Below are 15699 nucleotides of genomic sequence, written 5' to 3' on the forward strand. Positions count from 1 at the left end.
CAGCCGGGGCGAGTCCGCCTTCGACGGTCAGATGATCAGACGGGAAATCTTCGAGCCTTCCAGCGACACGCCCGCCATCAGCCCGCCGTTGGTCAGCACGAAGGCTTCGACGGGGCTCATGGCCGTCGACGTATCGACATTGCCGTTCGCACCGACCTTCACGAGCGCGACGGTCGCATCAACGCCCGCCGCCCACCCCTGGCTGCGCGTGAAGCTGCTAAGCGCCTCGTCCGTCATGAACAGCATGACGACCGCCTTCGACTGCGCGCCGATCTGCAACCCGAATGATGCCGCCGTGAGGCTGTAATAGCCCGAGGTCTGCCCGCCGACACGCAGCGCGCCCTGCCCGTACTGTCCGCCGAACCAGAAGCCCGCCGAGATCACCGACGGAAACACGAGGATGCCGCGCGCCTTGTCCGCGAGTTCGCGCGAGCCGCCGATGGCGTTGAAGAGCCGCGTGAGCGTCGCGTTGACGTCGGCGTCGATCGACTGGCGCTTGCCCGCGTTCGCTTCAGGCGACGCATCCGACGACGGCCCCGTGGTCGTGCAGCCGGCAAGTGCAAGCCCGCCCGTGGCGAGCGTGGCCGTGGCCATCGCGATGAATCGGCGGCGGTGCATTGTCATTGTGCGTTCCTTGCTTGGTTTCGTTGTTGATTCCGATATCGGGAATGGCCGTCTAATGGCGGTCTATTCGATGACAGCGGATGCGGCACGGGAGTTCCTTGCGTCGTCTGTCTCAAGCCTTCGCTGCAATGCGCTCGTGCACCGCGCGGCAATGACGAACCAGTTCGGGCCGCGACACCACATACGCTTTCAACGGCGTGTCGATTTCGTAGAAGTAAATGTTCGCGACAAAGCCGTAGATCGCCGCGTCGATGGTCGCCGGTTCGGGGCCGAACACGAAGCCACTGTTGCCGAGCAGATCGGCGACGACGCGCAGATCGCCGATCCCGCGCACGTACACCTGATCGGGCTCGTAGCGGCCGATACCCTGATAGTGATAGCGCTGCCGGTTGTACTCGCGTGCCGCTTCGAGATCGTTCGCCGTGACGTCCGCATGCTCGCGCAGCACGGCATCGCGAAACGCCGGCCAGTAGCGTTCGTCGCGCCAGCGCGAATAGCTCATCGGCCAGTAGAGGTCGTCGAGTGTGCGGCGCACCAGAAAGTCGAGATTCGCCTGCCCCTGGGACAGCGCGGCATCGACCCGCAGATCGTATCTGCCCTTCAGATACGCGATGATCGCGTCGCTGTCGCCGACCGTCTCGCCATCATCCGACAGATAGGGCAGCTGGCCGCGCGGCGCGTGCGAGGTATCGAGAATATGCCGGTGCTCGAATTCGAGCCCGCATAGCCGCATGAACGCGTAGACCTTCAGGCCGAACGCGTTGTTATCGGCGACACCATACAGATCGGGGTACGAGTAGAGCGTCAGCATGAAAACGTCTCCATGTGTATCGGTCCGAGGTCAGCTGCGCGGACGCGGCGTTGCAGCATGCGTTCTTAACACCATTGCGGCGACGTTTCACGTGCGACAGCCCACATTCGGCGGCAGCGGTTTTTTATTCGGTTTTAATGAGAATCGCGCTACGCTAGGCCTAATGTCAGTCTGGAGAAAGGGCATGACGAAGACCCGAGCGATCCTGCGCGCCATTTTCGGCATCCATCATGCTCACGAACCGGCCGCGCGACGTGACGCGGCAAGCCGCAGCGTGATGATGCGCGTGACGCTCGACGCGCAACACGTCACGCCGTTGCGTCGCGCGCTCACGCGCGATTGCGCGGGCCAGCCGTGGACGATCCGCATCGCGACGCTGCCGCATACCGAGCGCGTGCAATTGTCGCTCTATCTGCCGAAAGACGCGGTGCATGGTGCGATCCAACAGGTGACGCGAATCGCGCCCGCTGCGCAGTTCGGTCATCTGTTCGAGATTCCCGATACGCCGACGGACGGCTGGCGCGACCTGCTGCGCGCCTCGTCGTGGGCTCAGGCTGCGAGCGTGCTGCGCCCGGCGAAGCCCGCCAGAACCAGCGAAGCCGACGACATCGAAACGCTCGACCGTCTGCTGGGCGCCGGGAACGTGCTGCTCGATGCCGACATTGCCGATCGCGACGCACTCTTCGCGCAACTCGGCGCGTTCTGCGCAAGCCGCTATGGCGTGCCAGCGAGCCAGGTGATCGACGGCCTGAACAAGCGAGAAGCGCTCGGCTCGACCGGGCTCGGACAAGGTGTCGCCGTGCCGCATAGCCAGATCGCGGGCCTGTTGAGCGCCGTGGTTCTCTATGTGCGGCCGCGTGTGCCGCTCGATTTCGACGCACCCGACGCGAAGCCCGTCAGTGACGTCATTGCGTTGCTCGTGCCCGAAGGCGCGAACACGATGCATCTGAATCTGCTCGCGGATGTCGCGCAGCGCTTCTGCGATCAGCATTTTCGCGAGCGCCTGCACGCATGCGGCAGTGCAAGCGAAGTCTGCCGGCTGTTCGCCAACGCCGCCCAGGCGTCCGGGCTGGCGTCGGCGATACCGCATGCCGCCTCACGCGGCGACGCCTCCGGCGCACAACTCAGGGCGTGAAAATCGCTCGACCCTTCGCGTCACCTCTCGCGCTGAACGTGCGTCATTCCCAGCCGTTTTCGCGCCGGCCGTGCGGCGCCGCGACGCGCAAGGTCTGCTGCGTGCGCCGGAACACGCGTGGCGGCACGCTCGGCGAATCTTCCGCGAGACGATCGAGAATCTCGCGCACTTCGCTGACGTAGCGGCCGTCGCGCGCGCCCGGATCTCCCGCATAGATCGCTTCGAGCCGACGCCGCACTGCGCCGTAGCGCGCCCCTGCCGCGCGATGCGCTTCGGCGCGCTCCGCATAGCGCAGAAACGTCTGCAACGCCGCCGATGCGGCCGCCGTAATACTCACCAGTCCGACGACGAGCCGCGCCCACGGTGAATCTTCCGATACCACCAGCGACAGGAACACCGTTGTGCCGACCACAGCCGACAGCACCGTCACGCCGATACCGAACAGCCGGTTGCGGGAGGCGAGCAGATCGGCCATGTCATAGTGGCTCTTCTGCGATTCGCGCGCGCGGCGGATCCATTTCAGCAGCAGCTCGTCCTCGCTGGCGGGCGGCCTGTAGTCGCTGTGCGCGCCCGCGGCGGCGTCGGTCCGTGAGCCAGCAGGCGCGCGCGCTTGCGAATCCGTATCGATCGTCGTCATGCCGTTGCCCTTTCATCGACGGGGAGAGGCCAGCATAGCATCGTCGCGTGAGGCCGACGGGCATCGAACGCTGCGCGTCGGGAATGCTGGATGCGCGCAATGACAGGCGGACAGCGGCCGGGACGGCCGCCGGACTTCGCGGCGAAACTTGGTAGGATGACGGGATCGCAGGAGCATCGATGGCAAAGCACGAAGTGCAATCGTGGTATCGGCCACCGCAGGATGAAGTCTGTCCGCTGTGCGGCCGCACGATTCCGCCGGAGCAGCGCGACGAGCATCATATGGTCCCGAAGGCGGAAGGCGGCCGTGAAACGGTTGCGCTGCACCGGATCTGTCATCGGCAGCTGCATGCGCTCTTTTCGGAGCGCGAGTTGGCCACAACCTATGCATCGGTCGATCGCCTCCTCGACAACGAACAAGTCAGAGCTTTCGTGAACTGGGTACGCACGAAGCCGGCCGGGTTTCATGAACGCACGCGCAGCAGCCGGCGCAAGCGGTGAAACACGACCGCGCGCCATGCGATAACGACGGAACGAGTTATGCCTGTGTACGACTACACCTGCGCCGACTGCGGCGCGTTTGAAGCAGTGCGGCGGATCGCGGAACGCGACGAGCCCGCGGCCTGCCCCCGCTGCGGCACGCTCGCGCAACGCGTGCGGATCGGCGCGCCCGCATTGCTGGGCGGCGCGTCGGGCGACGCCTCCGGCGGCGAAGGCGGCTATGGGATGCGGCATCGCGGCTGCTCCTGCTGTCCGTGAGCGGACCGGCCCACATCCGTTTCGCTTGCACAGCCGCGTGCCGCCCGCCACGGCCCCTCACTTCCACCGCCTGAAGGTCGCGCCATGCCGCTTCGCCTGCCGCCGCTGAATTCACTGCGTTTCTTCGAGGCGGCCGCGCGGCTCGGCAGCTTCAAGCTCGCCGCCGCCGAGCTCAATGTCACGCCCAGCGCGGTGAGTCACGGCATCGTCGCGCTCGAAGAGACGCTCGGCGTCGCGCTGTTCGTGCGCGAGCCCCGCAAGCTGTCGTTGACGCCTGCGGGCGAACTGTATTTTCCCTATATTGCCGAAGCGTTTTCGCTGATCCTCACGGGCACCCAGCGCCTGCCCGATGGCCGAACGCATCGCACGATCTCGGTGAGCTGTGCGCCGACACTCGCCGCGCGCTGGCTCGTGCCGCGCCTGCACGACTTTCGCGCGCAGTGGCCGAACCTCGACGTGTCCGTCGATACATCGCGCCGTCAGGTAGGCTTCCCCGTCGACGGCTTCGATTTCGGCATCCGCCTGAGCCGCGGCCCCGTGCCCGGCAGCGACTGGAACCGGCTGTTCGGCGAGAAGCTCGTGCCCGTGTGCAGTCCCGCGTGCCGGGAGACACTGGTCGACGCGCACGGCGAAGTCGACTTGCGCCGCGCGACGCTGATTCACGTCGATACCGCGAGCGACGACTGGCAGACGTGGCTCGACGGCGCGGGCATCCGCAATATCGACGCGACGGGCGGCCTGCGCTTCGACACGATCCAGCTTGCGCTCGAAGCGGCGACGACAGGCATGGGCGTCGCGGTCGGCAGACGGCCGCTCGTGAACCGCGAGCTCGATGCCGGCATGCTCGTCAAAGCGAGCACGTTAAGCGTCGATGCAAAAACGTCCTACTGGCTCGTTTGCTCGGAACGCGCGGACGAGCGTCCCGAGTTGCAGGCATTCAAGCGCTGGTTGTTGCACGAAGCGCTCGCATTCGAAGCCCTGTCCACGCATGACGTCACCGCGTGCGCTGCGGCCATGCGCTAGCGGCAGCGCGCATCGCGAGTGAATTTTCTTCACCCGTCGCCGAAAACTTTTCGTTTGTCGTGCTGCAGCGCTATTGCGACGATGCGGCAAGGAGGAAACGAAACATGTCGACGGCCAGATCATCCGCTTACGCAGCACCCCTCAGAAACCCGACGCTCTATGTGATTCTCGCCGCCGCGCTGATCCTCAGCGCGGCAATGGGCATCCGGCAGACCTTCGGCCTGTTCATCGGGCCGTTTTCGTATGACCGCGGTCTGCCCGTCACGCTGATCGCGTTTGCAATCGCGCTGCACAATCTCGTGTGGGGTTTCGCGCAGCCGTTCGCGGGCGCCGCTGCCGACCGCTACGGCGCGGCGCCTGTGGTCGCCTTTGGCGCGACCACGTTCGCCGCAGGCCTTGCCCTGGCCGCGAGCGCGCCCTCCGGCATCGCGCTGATCGCGGGGCTCGGGCTGCTGGTCGGCATCGGCGTGAGCTGCACGACGTTCGGCGTCGTGCTGACAGCCGTCGGACGTGTCGCGACGCCCGCACAGCGCAGCATGGCGATGGGGCTCGCGAGCGCGGGCGGCTCGCTTGGACAGGTGCTGATGGTGCCGTTCGCGCAACTGGTGCGCGAGAGCTCGGGCGTCTCGACGTCGCTCTTCGCGCTCGCGTTCCTGATGCTCGTCGCCGCGCCGTTCGGCATCCTGCTCGACCGCCGGCGCGACGCCAGCGTACAGCACGTTGAAGCGCCCGCCGCCACATCGTTGCGCGAAACGCTGACCGACGCGACGCAGCATCGCGGCTACCGCCTGCTGACGCTCGGCTTCTTCACGTGCGGCTTCCAGCTTGCCTTCATCGCGACCCATCTGCCCGGCTACCTGACGCTGTGCCACATGCCGATGGGACTCGGCGCGACCGCGCTCGCGCTGATCGGCCTGTTCAACATGGCGGGCAGCTGGGCATGCGGCTGGCTCGGCGGGCGATTTCGTCAGCAGCACGTGCTCGGCTGGCTGTATCTGATGCGCGGCGCGACGATTGCCGCGTTCTTCCTGCTGCCGAAATCGACCATTTCAGTCGTGCTGTTCGCAGCCGTGATGGGCCTGACCTGGCTCGGCACCGTGCCGCTCACGAGCGGCCTGATCGCGAAGATGTTCGGCACGCGCCATCTGGGCACGCTGTTCGGCGTCGTGTTTCTCAGCCACCAGCTCGGTTCGTTTCTCGGCGCATGGCTGGGCGGCTACGTGTTCGACGCGACGGGTTCGTACACGCCGATCTGGGCCGCGACGGCGCTCGCGGGACTGTTCGCCGCTTTGCTGCATTTCCCGATCGACGACACCGTTCATGCAAGCGCCGAACCGGCAAGCGCGTGACGCTTTTTCAGAGGCCGGCACGTATTGGTAGCGGCATTTGCGGACGGCTCGCGCCGTCCGCTTCTTTCTCGTGCTTGCCGCTGCGCGCAGCGACGCCATGTGCCGTCAGGTTTTCGGCGTGTCGCCGAGCATCACGGTCCAGCCGAGGCCGCGCACGTTACGGATCACCGCCTGGCCGAACTTCTTGCGCACGGAATGAATGAGCACGTCGACGGCATTGCTCTCCACTTCCTTGCCCCAGCCATACAGCTTGTCTTCGAGCTGATCGCGCGACAGGATCGTGCCGGGCCGTTCGAGAAACGCGAGCATCAGCGCAAACTCGCGTGCCGACAGCACCGACGACACGCCGTTGCAGCACAGCATGCGCTTGTCGAGATCGAGGTTCAACGCATCGTCGCCGAGACGCGACGACGCGTAGCCCGCCTTGCGGCGCAGGACGGCGCGCATGCGCGCCATCAGTTCGGGCACGTCGAACGGTTTGAGCACGTAGTCGTCGGCGCCGACATCGAGGCCTTGCACGCGCGCTTCGAGATCGTCGCGTGCGGTGAGGATCAGCACGGGCACCGTATTGCCCGCGCCCCGTGCCGTCTTCAGCAATTCGATGCCGCCCATGCCGGGCAATCCCAGGTCGAGCAGCACGACGGTGTATTCGGCGGCGGCGATGGCCGCGCTGCCCGCGTTGCCGTCGCGCACCCAGTCGACGCTGTAGTCCGCGTCCTGCAGGGCGCGCATCAGACTTTGACCGATCTGCAGATCGTCTTCAACCAGTAGCACTCGCATGATGTCGTTTCCACAGCAACGAAGCGTTGTCGTTTGCTGCGGCGCGAGGACCGATCCGCCGCGCGGCGTCATTGCACGGGCGGTGTGCGATTCCGGGCCGTAGCCGCCGGCTCGCCTTGCTCTCGTGCGCCGGCCTGATCGCATGATAACCGAGCCTGCACGGCCGGCGCCGAGCGGCGTTCGCGCCCAGGGTCTCGACGTTCAGGGCACGGCAGCAAATCCGATCGAGGCGACGATGCCGGACTGTCCATCCGTGCGATTGCGCAGCGTCACCGCGCCGCCGTACCGGTTCGCGATCGCCTGCACGATCGACAGACCGAGCCCGCTGCCTTCGATCTGCGTATTGGCCCGGAAGAAGCGGTCGAACACACGCGGCAGTTGCGCCTCGTCGATGCCAGGCCCCGAATCGACGACTTCGATCCACGCCATTCCATCTCGCACATGCACGCTCAAATCGACCTTGCCGCCGTCCGGCGTATAGCGGATCGCGTTGCTCACCAGGTTGCGCAGCGCAACGCCGATGTCGGCTTCGTTCGCATACACATGCGCGCCCATCATTTCGTCGGCGCCGATGTCGATGCCGCGCTGCAACGCAATGGGCAGTACTTCGGCCACGGCATCGACGACGACGGCCGACACGTCGACGCGCGTCAGCGTATCCGCCTTCAGCGCCGCATCGGCACGCGCGAGCCGCAGCAGTTGTGCGATCAGCCGGCCGCTGCGCCGGATGCCGCTTTGCAGCTCGCGAAAACGCTCCTGATTGCCGGGCGCAATATGCGGCTGCAGATTGTCCGCCTGCAATTGAAGCGCGGTGAGCGGCGTGCGCAGTTCATGTGCGGCGTCGGAGATGAATTTGCGTTCGCTTTCGATCGACTGTTCGAGACGCCCAATCATCGTGTTGATCGACGTGATGAACGGGCGGATCTCCGTCGGCACGCCCGAGGTGGACAGTTGCTCGAAATGCGTCATGTCGATCGCCTTGACCTGCGCGCCGAGGCGCGTCAAGCGGCGCAACGCGCGCCGCACGACGAGCAGCACGGCAATCCAGACCAGCGGCACCAGCACGATCATCGGCCACAGCGTATCCAGCGAGCGCGCCTGCGCGAGTTCGTGCCGCACGCGCGAGCGCTGCGCGACCTGGATCACCATCGACGGTTCGCGCAGCGTGTAAATGCGCCAGCTTTCGCCGCCCACCATTGCCGTCGTGAAGCCTGGATCGGCGTCGCGCGGCAAGGCGAGCGCGGGATCCGTGGAGCGATACGGCGTGGCGATGTCGTCTCTCCAGACCGTGACGTAGATATCGCGTTCCGGTTGTGAGCCACGTGACGGAATGGCGGGCAGCGATTCGGCGAGCCCGCTCTTGTACAGCCGCGACGCCGCCTGTTCGAGACGCAGATCGAGCAGCGCGCTCATGCCCGCTTTCGCGAGCTGCCACGAACTGATGCCCTGCACCACGCCGACGACGCTCACCAGCACGCACAACGCGAGCACGAGTTGATTTCTGAGCGAGCGGATCTTGGGCATGGACATGGTTGCGACGCTTGCCGTCCCGTGAGCGTGTTGTGCAGCTGGTGAGTCTGCCGACAAGGCTGCGTGCGCGCCTCTTTGCACACCCGTCTGCCGACGTGATGCAGAGCCTGTCGGCGAGCCGATTCTACACCGCACGGCATGCTCTCCCGGTTGCAAAAGCATGGATCGGCACGCGCAGATTTCTCTGCGCGTCCGCGCTTTCCATCGTGTGCAGCATGGTATTCCGCAAGCCTTCAATGCCCGACATAGATCGACTTCAATCCGGCGTCGTATTGGGGATGAAAAGGCGCGCCCGCCTGCGACGTGCCGCCTGTCACGCCGCCGTATTCGTCCGTCTGCCGCGCATCGATGCGCGCCTGCGCGGCTTCGATGGCGGCCGGATAGTGCGCGTTGCCGCCCGCCGGGTCGTCGCCCGCGCTGTCGGGCTGCACAACCTGCGCGAGGACGCCCGCTCGGGTGACGGGTGCGTTCGACTGCGCGAATGTGGCGATGGGCAACGCCAGCGCAATAGCGGCAGCAGCCGTGCGAATCAGCGTTTTCATGATGTTTCCTCCAGATGTCGATTGGGTGAGCCTGCGATGAAGCTCATCGTAGCGCCCGACAATTAGAAGAAAATGAGCGGCCGCTGGCGGTGCATTCATGCCGCGTGTCAACGGCTGGCCGCTGATGCGGTTGCCTCCATTTCAGGGCGGGCGTCTTGTGCAGCAACTGGATCTCGCGTTCCGCATCGCGAATGAGCGCGCGCTCCACGTCGTAGCGCCTTTCGAATCCACGTTTCAGCGCGCTCGCGAAAGCGCACAGCAATCTCATTTCCCGCTAATTCAGCCCGCCTACGATGCATTCCGTCGATGCATCGTCCCCGATCTCAGGCGACCAAAAGACACTTGAAACCAGGCCTGCGCATCGCACTCGTCTTTCATCGCACTACTGAAGGAGAACATCATGTTTAGCGAAATCGCACGCCGACTCGGCACGCTGCTCCCCCATTCACGCGAAAGCGAACGGGAAGCCTGGCTCGCATCGTCGACGGACCTGGCCGATCTCGAACGCCGCATGCGCACGGTCGACGACACCGATTATCCGTTTCACGTGCACTCGAGCGTGGTGCCGCGCGACTGGATCGCGTGACGCGGATTGCGTCATTGATCGAATCGAATCGACTCGAAGCAAAGGAATGGAGATCTCAAATGCGACACTATCGAAGCGACAGTCCCGAAGCGGCAGCCCGGATCGTGGCCGCCTGCCTGCTGTCGGATGGACACGTGGGTATCGACGAACTCGAAGCGCTGGAGCGCCACGGGATGGAAGAACGGCTGAAGTTGAACCGCGCACAGCTGCTCGCCGTCATCCAACAGATGTGCGAGGACCTGACGTCGACGGCCTATCTGAACTGGGGGGATACCTGCCGGCTGGACCCCGCCGCGATCTTCGGGCTCGCGCAGGACATCAAGGACTGGCGGCTGCGCCGCGAGATCATCGCGCTGTGTGAGGAAGGCGCGCAGGCGGACGGCCATCTCTCCGACGCGCAAGCGCTGTTCATCCGCACGCTGCACGCCGCGTGGTACATGCCCGGAGCGCGCGAAACATACGAGAGCCCGCGCTCGCGCGAAAGACTGACGCTGGCGCGGAATCACTCTCGCTGAAGCGTTGGCGCCCTGCTCCACGCCTCGCGCTGTCCCGTCGAAGGCGCAATCGCCCGGACAGGACAGCGCTGCGCGCATGGCGCGTGCGTCGATGCGCCGCCCATAGCACGAAACTCGCTATCGATAGCGCAACACGAATGGACACGTTCGCACGAATCGTCGGTTCACTTTGCGCGGGCGGCCTGCTTGAATGAACGCTCCCTCTACATGGAGACGTCAGATGTCGAATACGCACGCGGCCCTCGCCTCATCGAAGGGCGGCGCCCTCGCCGGGCATACGGCACCCGAAACGCTCGATGTGCGACGCGTCGCCGGCCGCATCGGCGCAGAGATTCGAGGCATCGAGCTGTCCGGGTCCATCGGTGCGCCGACCTTCGATGCGATCCACGCCGCGCTACTGAAGCACAAGGTTCTATTCTTTCGTGGCCAGCAGCATCTGGACGACGCCGCACAGGAAGCGTTCGCGCGACGCTTCGGCGAAACTGTCGCACACCCGACCGTGCCGTCCGTCGATGGCAGCCGCCATCTGCTCGAACTCGATTCGCAGCACGGCGCGCGGGCGAACTCGTGGCACACGGACGTCACCTTCGTCGACGCCTATCCGAAGATTTCGATCCTTCGCGCGGTCGTGATTCCGCCCTTTGGCGGCGACACCGTCTGGGCCAATACGGCCGCCGCGTACGAGCATCTGCCCGAGCCGCTGCGCCGTCTGGCCGATACACTGTGGGCGCTGCACACGAACGCGTACGACTACGCGTCGTCACACGTGGATGCCGACGGCGAGCAGCTGAAGCGCTACCGCGAAGTGTTCACGTCGACGGTGTACGAGACGGAGCATCCCGTCGTGCGCGTGCATCCGGAAACGGGCGAACGCTCGCTCGTGCTCGGTCATTTCGTGCAGCGCCTGAAGGGACTGTCGGCGAGCGAGTCGGCGCATCTGCTGCAGGTCTTCCACGACCACGTCACGCGGCTCGAAAACACCGTGCGCTGGAGCTGGACGCAAGGTGACGTCGCTATCTGGGACAACCGCGCGACCCAGCACTACGCGATCAACGACTACGGCGACGCGCACCGCGTCGTCCGTCGCGCGACGGTGCACGGCGACGTGCCCGTGAGTATCGACGGGCGGCACAGCGTGGTGGTTCGGGGTGCAGGCGCGACGCTGCAGTGACGTGACGTTGCGACGGCGGCCGCGATCAGAAGTCGCCGCGGCCGATCGTCGTCGGCTGCACGGTGCCAGGCACCGCGTAGAGCGTGATGCTCACGTTGGTCGCGTCGATGCCGTTGCCGCTGTCCTGTTCGGTGACGGCGAAGTTTTGCGACTTGTACAGGCCGCCGTCGTCGAGGTTCTGATAGCGGACGTCGTAGCTGCCGGGCGCGACGCCGAGCAGCGTGAAGCTCTTGCCCGCCGGAATGTAGAAGTGGCGCACCGGCTGGTCGAACACGGACGCATTGAAGACGAGCTTCGCGAACACATCGAAGCGGTTGGGCGTGTTGTCGATCGTGACGGACGAATGTCCCCCGTCCGCACCGACTGGCATGCCTTCGAGGTAAGCCGCCGTTGACGGCCACGGCAGGCCGTTCGGCGCGACGGCCGGCCTCGCGAACGCCGGCCGTGCAGACGACGCATCGCCGCCAGCGGAGGCATCGTTCGTCCACGGCGACGTCGCCGCCTGCGCCGACGACAGCGTGGCGAGCGCGCGCCGCTTGCCTTCGGCTGATGTCGCGCCGTCGGCTCCTCCCTGATCGCGTGACCCGTACGGCGAGCCATAGTGCGAACCGTACGAGCTCGACGTGTTGCGCGTGAACGGCCACGGCGTCATCGACTCCGAGATCGCGACGTAACCGAAGAATGCACAGAGGCCGATTGCGATCCAGCTGCGCAGCGAAATCTTGCGCAGTGAAAACCCCGCCGCCGCGGGCCTCGACGGCGCGGCACGCGGATCGACGCGCGCCTGCGAGGTCCAGGCGCTCGAGCGGGGCTGCCGACGCGGCGAAGCCTCGCGTTTCGTCTGGGTAGCTGTTTGCGAGTTCGTCCGCCGGGTTGTCTGCGGGCTCTTTGACTGCGCCGGGACGGCAGCCGCTGCTGCCGCTTCGCGTTCCTTGCGCGCGAGCCATTCGTCGTGCTCCTTGCGTTGCACGGGATCGCTCAGCACCGCATAGGACGCGTTGATGATCTTCATCACCCGCTCGGCATCGGGATCGTCGATCCGCCGGTCAGGATGATATTTCTGACACAAGATCTTGTAGGCCGCGCGGATCACCTCTTGAGGCGCATCCCGCGAAACTTTCAGATTGTCGTAGTGGCTGTGAATCTTCACGCCCTTCCCCGATTGCCGTGCTGGTCTTTTGTGTGATTCTACGCGAGCGCAAACGCGCCGGCCGGTCGTGAACCCAGCCGGATACCGCCTTTTTGAGCGCCGTTGTGGGCCAGGCCGCACATTTCGTGCCCCGCGGGACCGCTCCTGTCGATCATGCCGACAGTGTCATGCCGCTTCAGGCAGTTTTCTGATTGGGCATCCGCACGTCCGGTTCTACCGCGTCGCGACGGCGCGCCTGCTGCTCGTTCCAGATCTGGCTGTCTGGAAACCAGAACGCGCCCTCGCGCGGCGGCACGGCCAGCATGACAGGCAACGACGGATTGAATAGCTTCGACCACGCCGACAGGTAAGACGGTGTCTTCAGCAGATATCCGCAGTTCGCGAGCAGCAGGCTCGCGACGAGCGCCTCGCGGCCGATCGCCAGCCCCGGATGCCCGCTGAAATGCACGGGCGTGCTGCCCGTCGCGAGCAACCTGGCGGGCGCGACGCTGACGGGCACCGGGAAATCCCATTTGACGAAGTAATCGAGGAACGCCTGTTCGTCGCTTGACACGAAGATATGCGTCAACTGCGGCTCTTCGGCGAGCGTGCGCTCGACGAGCCGGCAAAAATCTTCCCAACCGATGGTATGTGCCTCGAGCTTCTTGTCGGTGCCGCGAAAATGCACGCCGAGCGTCGCGGCACCGATGCCGATCCGCCGGCGGATCGCATCGACTTCCGCGCGGATCGGCGCGGTCGGCTGATAGTGCGCGCGAAACAACGCGCTCGCGTGCCGCAGCTCGAGCTTCGATTCGTAACGGCGGCGAAATCCGAGTCCGCCGAGATCGTGCACGACCGACGTGCGCAATCGCATGTTCGACGCCGGCGCGGCAGGCACGCCGACGGTATCGAAGTATTCGCCGAACCAGTCGACCTGGCCTTGCGGATCGCCATAAATGCCGCCGCGCGCCGAAATGAGCGGCGTGAGGCGCTTTTCATCGCAATACATCAGGATGAACAGCACCATCTGCATGACCGAGAAGAAGCCCGAGTGCGCGCGAATCTCAATCGCGAAGTAGCCGCGATTCAAACGTTGCTGCGCATGCAACGTGATGCGGCCCGGCGTGCTGATCGAATGTTTGAAGCGCTCGCTGCGTCGGATGTGTCTCGCGATGTCGATCAACTTGTTCAACATGCCACGTCCCTCTCATTCGCCGGGCAGCCCTTCCCGGCAAGCCGTCTGTGTTCGAAGAAATCAGGCGTGTGGCGGCGCGGCGCGCGACGGCACCGAGGCGCTCTTCATGCAGGCCTGTCCCTGCGCGCCTCGTTCGTCATTCGAATCCGACCGCCGGCCTGATGCAAAATCGGCCAGCAAATAGACGTGTTGCGTCACGCGCCATCTTATAGGGCGTAAACGCGCAGGGCGAGTGCAGAAAAATTGACTGTGTGCGACACCATACATTCGGTGTTTTTTACCGCCGTGTCATGACGCTTCGCGCCGCTTGATCGCGAAAAGTGAGTGCGCCTCGATGACTGATTTGGCCGAAACCTCACTTTGCGCACACCGCTTGCGGCGGGTGCACGTGGTTCTGAATTGCGCTGGGACGGGGGAGGACAATATTGCTGAAAACGTTTTCAACGCGCCGCGCCCCCTCGTAATGCGCGGCCGGCGCCGCGGCGCTCAACCCGTCATGTCGACCCAGATGCGGCCCCAGGCGGTCGCGTATTTGAGCGCCTGTTCGCCGTCGTAGAAATAATCGAGTGCGTTGAAGGTGCGAGGCGGCAGACCCGGTTTTTCGATGGTCAGATCGGCCGCGTGCAGTCCATCGTCGCCAATAGCGGCGCTGGCTTGAAGGCGATAACCTCGGTGTGTGGTCAGCATGGGAATGGTCATTGATACGTCGCTGGCTTCAACCGGAATGGCTGACGATCCGCACAGGCGACGCCGCGCTTCACGCCCGTCCCGCTTGCTCTCAGGCCAGGACCCGCATTATCGCGATGCCCCGTTACTGTTCAATGACGGCCGGCGTTGCCGTACGCCGGCCCGTTGTGTGCGACTTTGTCGGGTCAATCGGCGATCGGCTTGCCCGACGCGTCCTTGACCTTGGCCTTCCACTGCGCGCGGATCTCCGACACGACTGCATCGGGCAGCGTGATGTAGTCGAGTTCCTGGGCGGTCTGGCTGCCGTTCCTGAACGCCCAGTCGAAGAACTTGAGGGTTTCCTTGCCGTGATCCGGCTTGTCCTGCGCCGAATGCACGAGCACGAAGGTCGCGCCCACCACCGGCCACGCATCCTTACCCGGCTCGTTGGTAAGAATCTGATAAAACGACTTCGACCACTCGGCGCCCGCTGCTGCGGCCTTGAAGGTTTCCGTCTTCGGTTCGACGACGGCGCCCGCTGCGTTCTTCAGCGACGTGTACGTCATCTTGTTCTGCTTCGCGTACGCCCATTCCACATAGCCAATTGCGCCAGGCAGCCGCTGCACGAACGCCGCGACGCCGTCGTTGCCCTTGCCGCCCGTGCCCGTCGGCCAGTTGACGGTCGTGCCTTCGCCCACCTTGCTCTTCCACTCCGGACTCACCTGCGCGAGATAGTGCGTCCAGATGAAGCTCGTGCCCGAGCCGTCCGCGCGGCGCACAACGGCGATGTCGGTGTCGGGCAGTTTCGCGCCCGAATTGAGCGCGGCGATCTGCGGGTCGTTCCACTTCTTGATCTTGCCGAGGTAGATATCGCCGAGCACGGGACCGGACAACACCAGCCCACCCGGTTTGATCCCGCGCAGATTGACAACAGGGACCACACCGCCGACCACGGTCGGAAATTGGAACAGCCCGTCTTTCGCGAGTTCGTCGTCTTTGAGCGGCGCATCGGAACCGGCGAAATCGACGGTTTTTGCGAGCACCTGTTTGATGCCGCCCGACGAGCCGATGCCCTGGTAGTTGATGCGGCCGCCGCCCGCCTTCTGGTAGGCGTCGGCCCACTTCGTGTAGACCGGCGCCGCGAAGGTGCTGCCTGCACCCGTGACGTCGGTTGCGTGCGCGAAGGAAAACGACAGCGCACCGAGCAGGCCGGCCGCCGCGAACAATGCGTGTCTCATGGCTCACCTC

General features: G+C 65.1%; 18 protein-coding genes. 8 read left to right on the forward strand and 10 right to left on the reverse strand.

Features of this window, described 5'->3' with window-relative positions; translation table 11 throughout:
* Positions 1-27: 27 nt before the first annotated feature.
* Together BPHY_RS15795 and BPHY_RS15800 are read right to left on the reverse strand one after the other, a co-directional pair.
* A complete protein-coding gene (locus BPHY_RS15795; protein WP_041764239.1) occupies positions 28-618 on the reverse strand; it encodes a BPSL1445 family SYLF domain-containing lipoprotein in 591 nt (196 codons plus the stop codon).
* Between the two features lie 118 nt (positions 619-736).
* Positions 737-1435, reverse strand: coding sequence for a glutathione S-transferase C-terminal domain-containing protein (locus BPHY_RS15800; RefSeq protein WP_012402444.1), 699 nt, complete (start codon positions 1433-1435; stop codon positions 737-739).
* A gap of 184 nt (positions 1436-1619) precedes the next feature.
* On the opposite strand from BPHY_RS15800, the gene BPHY_RS15805 reads away from it, so the two are divergent.
* On the forward strand, positions 1620-2570 hold the full coding sequence (locus BPHY_RS15805; protein WP_012402445.1) for a PTS sugar transporter subunit IIA: 951 nt from the start codon (positions 1620-1622) through the stop codon (positions 2568-2570).
* Between the two features lie 43 nt (positions 2571-2613).
* On the opposite strand, the gene BPHY_RS15810 is transcribed toward BPHY_RS15805, so the two are convergent.
* Entirely contained in the window at positions 2614-3207 is a 594-nt protein-coding gene (locus BPHY_RS15810) for an SLATT domain-containing protein (RefSeq protein ID WP_012402446.1), read from the reverse strand.
* Between the two features lie 179 nt (positions 3208-3386).
* On the opposite strand from BPHY_RS15810, the gene BPHY_RS15815 reads away from it, so the two are divergent.
* The 4 genes from BPHY_RS15815 (at position 3387) to BPHY_RS15830 (ending at position 6337) form a co-directional block, all read left to right on the forward strand.
* A complete protein-coding gene (locus BPHY_RS15815; RefSeq protein ID WP_012402447.1) occupies positions 3387-3707 on the forward strand; it encodes an HNH endonuclease family protein in 321 nt (106 codons plus the stop codon).
* A 39-nt stretch (positions 3708-3746) separates the two neighbouring features.
* Positions 3747-3965 carry an FmdB family zinc ribbon protein gene (locus BPHY_RS15820; protein ID WP_012402448.1) on the forward strand — a complete coding sequence of 73 codons (219 nt, stop codon included), beginning with the start codon at positions 3747-3749 and terminating at the stop codon, positions 3963-3965.
* An 84-nt stretch (positions 3966-4049) separates the two neighbouring features.
* Positions 4050-4988: a transcriptional regulator GcvA gene (gcvA, locus tag BPHY_RS15825; RefSeq protein ID WP_012402449.1), complete on the forward strand. Its 939-nt coding sequence runs from the start codon at positions 4050-4052 to the stop codon at positions 4986-4988.
* Between the two features lie 104 nt (positions 4989-5092).
* On the forward strand, positions 5093-6337 hold the full coding sequence (locus BPHY_RS15830) for an MFS transporter (RefSeq protein ID WP_012402450.1): 1245 nt from the start codon (positions 5093-5095) through the stop codon (positions 6335-6337).
* 105 nt (positions 6338-6442) lie between these two features.
* Here the strand turns inward: BPHY_RS15830 and BPHY_RS15835 are convergent, their stop codons facing one another.
* The 3 genes from BPHY_RS15835 to BPHY_RS15845 all read right to left on the reverse strand — a co-directional run bounded on the left by BPHY_RS15835 (position 6443) and on the right by BPHY_RS15845 (position 9189).
* The gene (locus tag BPHY_RS15835; RefSeq protein ID WP_012402451.1) at positions 6443-7117 is read right to left on the reverse strand and encodes a response regulator transcription factor; all 675 of its coding nucleotides are present in this window, start codon (positions 7115-7117) and stop codon (positions 6443-6445) included.
* A gap of 201 nt (positions 7118-7318) precedes the next feature.
* Positions 7319-8647: a sensor histidine kinase gene (locus BPHY_RS15840; protein ID WP_012402452.1), complete on the reverse strand. Its 1329-nt coding sequence runs from the start codon at positions 8645-8647 to the stop codon at positions 7319-7321.
* A gap of 233 nt (positions 8648-8880) precedes the next feature.
* Entirely contained in the window at positions 8881-9189 is a 309-nt protein-coding gene (locus BPHY_RS15845; protein WP_012402453.1) for a DUF4148 domain-containing protein, read from the reverse strand.
* A 400-nt stretch (positions 9190-9589) separates the two neighbouring features.
* Here BPHY_RS15845 and BPHY_RS15855 point away from each other — a divergent pair, with 400 nt between their 5' ends.
* The 3 genes from BPHY_RS15855 to BPHY_RS15865 all read left to right on the forward strand — a co-directional run bounded on the left by BPHY_RS15855 (position 9590) and on the right by BPHY_RS15865 (position 11461).
* A complete protein-coding gene (locus BPHY_RS15855; RefSeq protein ID WP_012402455.1) occupies positions 9590-9775 on the forward strand; it encodes a DUF3563 domain-containing protein in 186 nt (61 codons plus the stop codon).
* A 59-nt stretch (positions 9776-9834) separates the two neighbouring features.
* Entirely contained in the window at positions 9835-10290 is a 456-nt protein-coding gene (locus BPHY_RS15860) for a tellurite resistance TerB family protein (protein WP_012402456.1), read from the forward strand.
* 220 nt (positions 10291-10510) lie between these two features.
* The gene (locus tag BPHY_RS15865) at positions 10511-11461 is read left to right on the forward strand and encodes a TauD/TfdA dioxygenase family protein (protein ID WP_012402457.1); all 951 of its coding nucleotides are present in this window, start codon (positions 10511-10513) and stop codon (positions 11459-11461) included.
* Between the two features lie 25 nt (positions 11462-11486).
* Here the strand turns inward: BPHY_RS15865 and BPHY_RS15870 are convergent, their stop codons facing one another.
* The 4 genes from BPHY_RS15870 to pstS all read right to left on the reverse strand — a co-directional run bounded on the left by BPHY_RS15870 (position 11487) and on the right by pstS (position 15689).
* Positions 11487-12611 (reverse strand): J domain-containing protein, encoded by a 1125-nt coding sequence (locus tag BPHY_RS15870; RefSeq protein WP_012402458.1) that lies wholly within the window; start codon positions 12609-12611, stop codon positions 11487-11489.
* A 175-nt stretch (positions 12612-12786) separates the two neighbouring features.
* Positions 12787-13785, reverse strand: a complete 999-nt coding sequence (locus BPHY_RS15875) for an O-fucosyltransferase family protein (protein WP_012402459.1) — start codon at positions 13783-13785, stop codon at positions 12787-12789.
* A 486-nt stretch (positions 13786-14271) separates the two neighbouring features.
* A complete protein-coding gene (locus BPHY_RS15880; protein ID WP_012402460.1) occupies positions 14272-14484 on the reverse strand; it encodes a hypothetical protein in 213 nt (70 codons plus the stop codon).
* Positions 14485-14657: 173 nt separating this feature from the next.
* Positions 14658-15689, reverse strand: a complete 1032-nt coding sequence (gene pstS / locus BPHY_RS15885) for a phosphate ABC transporter substrate-binding protein PstS (RefSeq protein WP_012402461.1) — start codon at positions 15687-15689, stop codon at positions 14658-14660.
* Between the last annotated feature and the right edge of the window lie 10 nt (positions 15690-15699).

Origin of the sequence: Paraburkholderia phymatum STM815 (assembly GCF_000020045.1) — a bacterium.
In the GTDB taxonomy this organism is placed as follows: domain Bacteria; phylum Pseudomonadota; class Gammaproteobacteria; order Burkholderiales; family Burkholderiaceae; genus Paraburkholderia; species Paraburkholderia phymatum.

Coding starts and splice junctions, on each gene's coding strand:
- BPHY_RS15795 (WP_041764239.1), bottom strand. CDS start 618: ATGCACCGCCGCCGATTCATCGCGATGGCCACGGCCACGCTCGCCACG.
- BPHY_RS15800 (WP_012402444.1), bottom strand. CDS start 1,435: ATGCTGACGCTCTACTCGTACCCCGATCTGTATGGTGTCGCCGATAAC.
- BPHY_RS15805 (WP_012402445.1), top strand. CDS start 1,620: ATGACGAAGACCCGAGCGATCCTGCGCGCCATTTTCGGCATCCATCAT.
- BPHY_RS15810 (WP_012402446.1), bottom strand. CDS start 3,207: ATGACGACGATCGATACGGATTCGCAAGCGCGCGCGCCTGCTGGCTCA.
- BPHY_RS15815 (WP_012402447.1), top strand. CDS start 3,387: ATGGCAAAGCACGAAGTGCAATCGTGGTATCGGCCACCGCAGGATGAA.
- BPHY_RS15820 (WP_012402448.1), top strand. CDS start 3,747: ATGCCTGTGTACGACTACACCTGCGCCGACTGCGGCGCGTTTGAAGCA.
- gcvA (WP_012402449.1), top strand. CDS start 4,050: ATGCCGCTTCGCCTGCCGCCGCTGAATTCACTGCGTTTCTTCGAGGCG.
- BPHY_RS15830 (WP_012402450.1), top strand. CDS start 5,093: ATGTCGACGGCCAGATCATCCGCTTACGCAGCACCCCTCAGAAACCCG.
- BPHY_RS15835 (WP_012402451.1), bottom strand. CDS start 7,117: ATGCGAGTGCTACTGGTTGAAGACGATCTGCAGATCGGTCAAAGTCTG.
- BPHY_RS15840 (WP_012402452.1), bottom strand. CDS start 8,647: ATGTCCATGCCCAAGATCCGCTCGCTCAGAAATCAACTCGTGCTCGCG.
- BPHY_RS15845 (WP_012402453.1), bottom strand. CDS start 9,189: ATGAAAACGCTGATTCGCACGGCTGCTGCCGCTATTGCGCTGGCGTTG.
- BPHY_RS15855 (WP_012402455.1), top strand. CDS start 9,590: ATGTTTAGCGAAATCGCACGCCGACTCGGCACGCTGCTCCCCCATTCA.
- BPHY_RS15860 (WP_012402456.1), top strand. CDS start 9,835: ATGCGACACTATCGAAGCGACAGTCCCGAAGCGGCAGCCCGGATCGTG.
- BPHY_RS15865 (WP_012402457.1), top strand. CDS start 10,511: ATGTCGAATACGCACGCGGCCCTCGCCTCATCGAAGGGCGGCGCCCTC.
- BPHY_RS15875 (WP_012402459.1), bottom strand. CDS start 13,785: ATGTTGAACAAGTTGATCGACATCGCGAGACACATCCGACGCAGCGAG.
- BPHY_RS15880 (WP_012402460.1), bottom strand. CDS start 14,484: ATGACCATTCCCATGCTGACCACACACCGAGGTTATCGCCTTCAAGCC.
- pstS (WP_012402461.1), bottom strand. CDS start 15,689: ATGAGACACGCATTGTTCGCGGCGGCCGGCCTGCTCGGTGCGCTGTCG.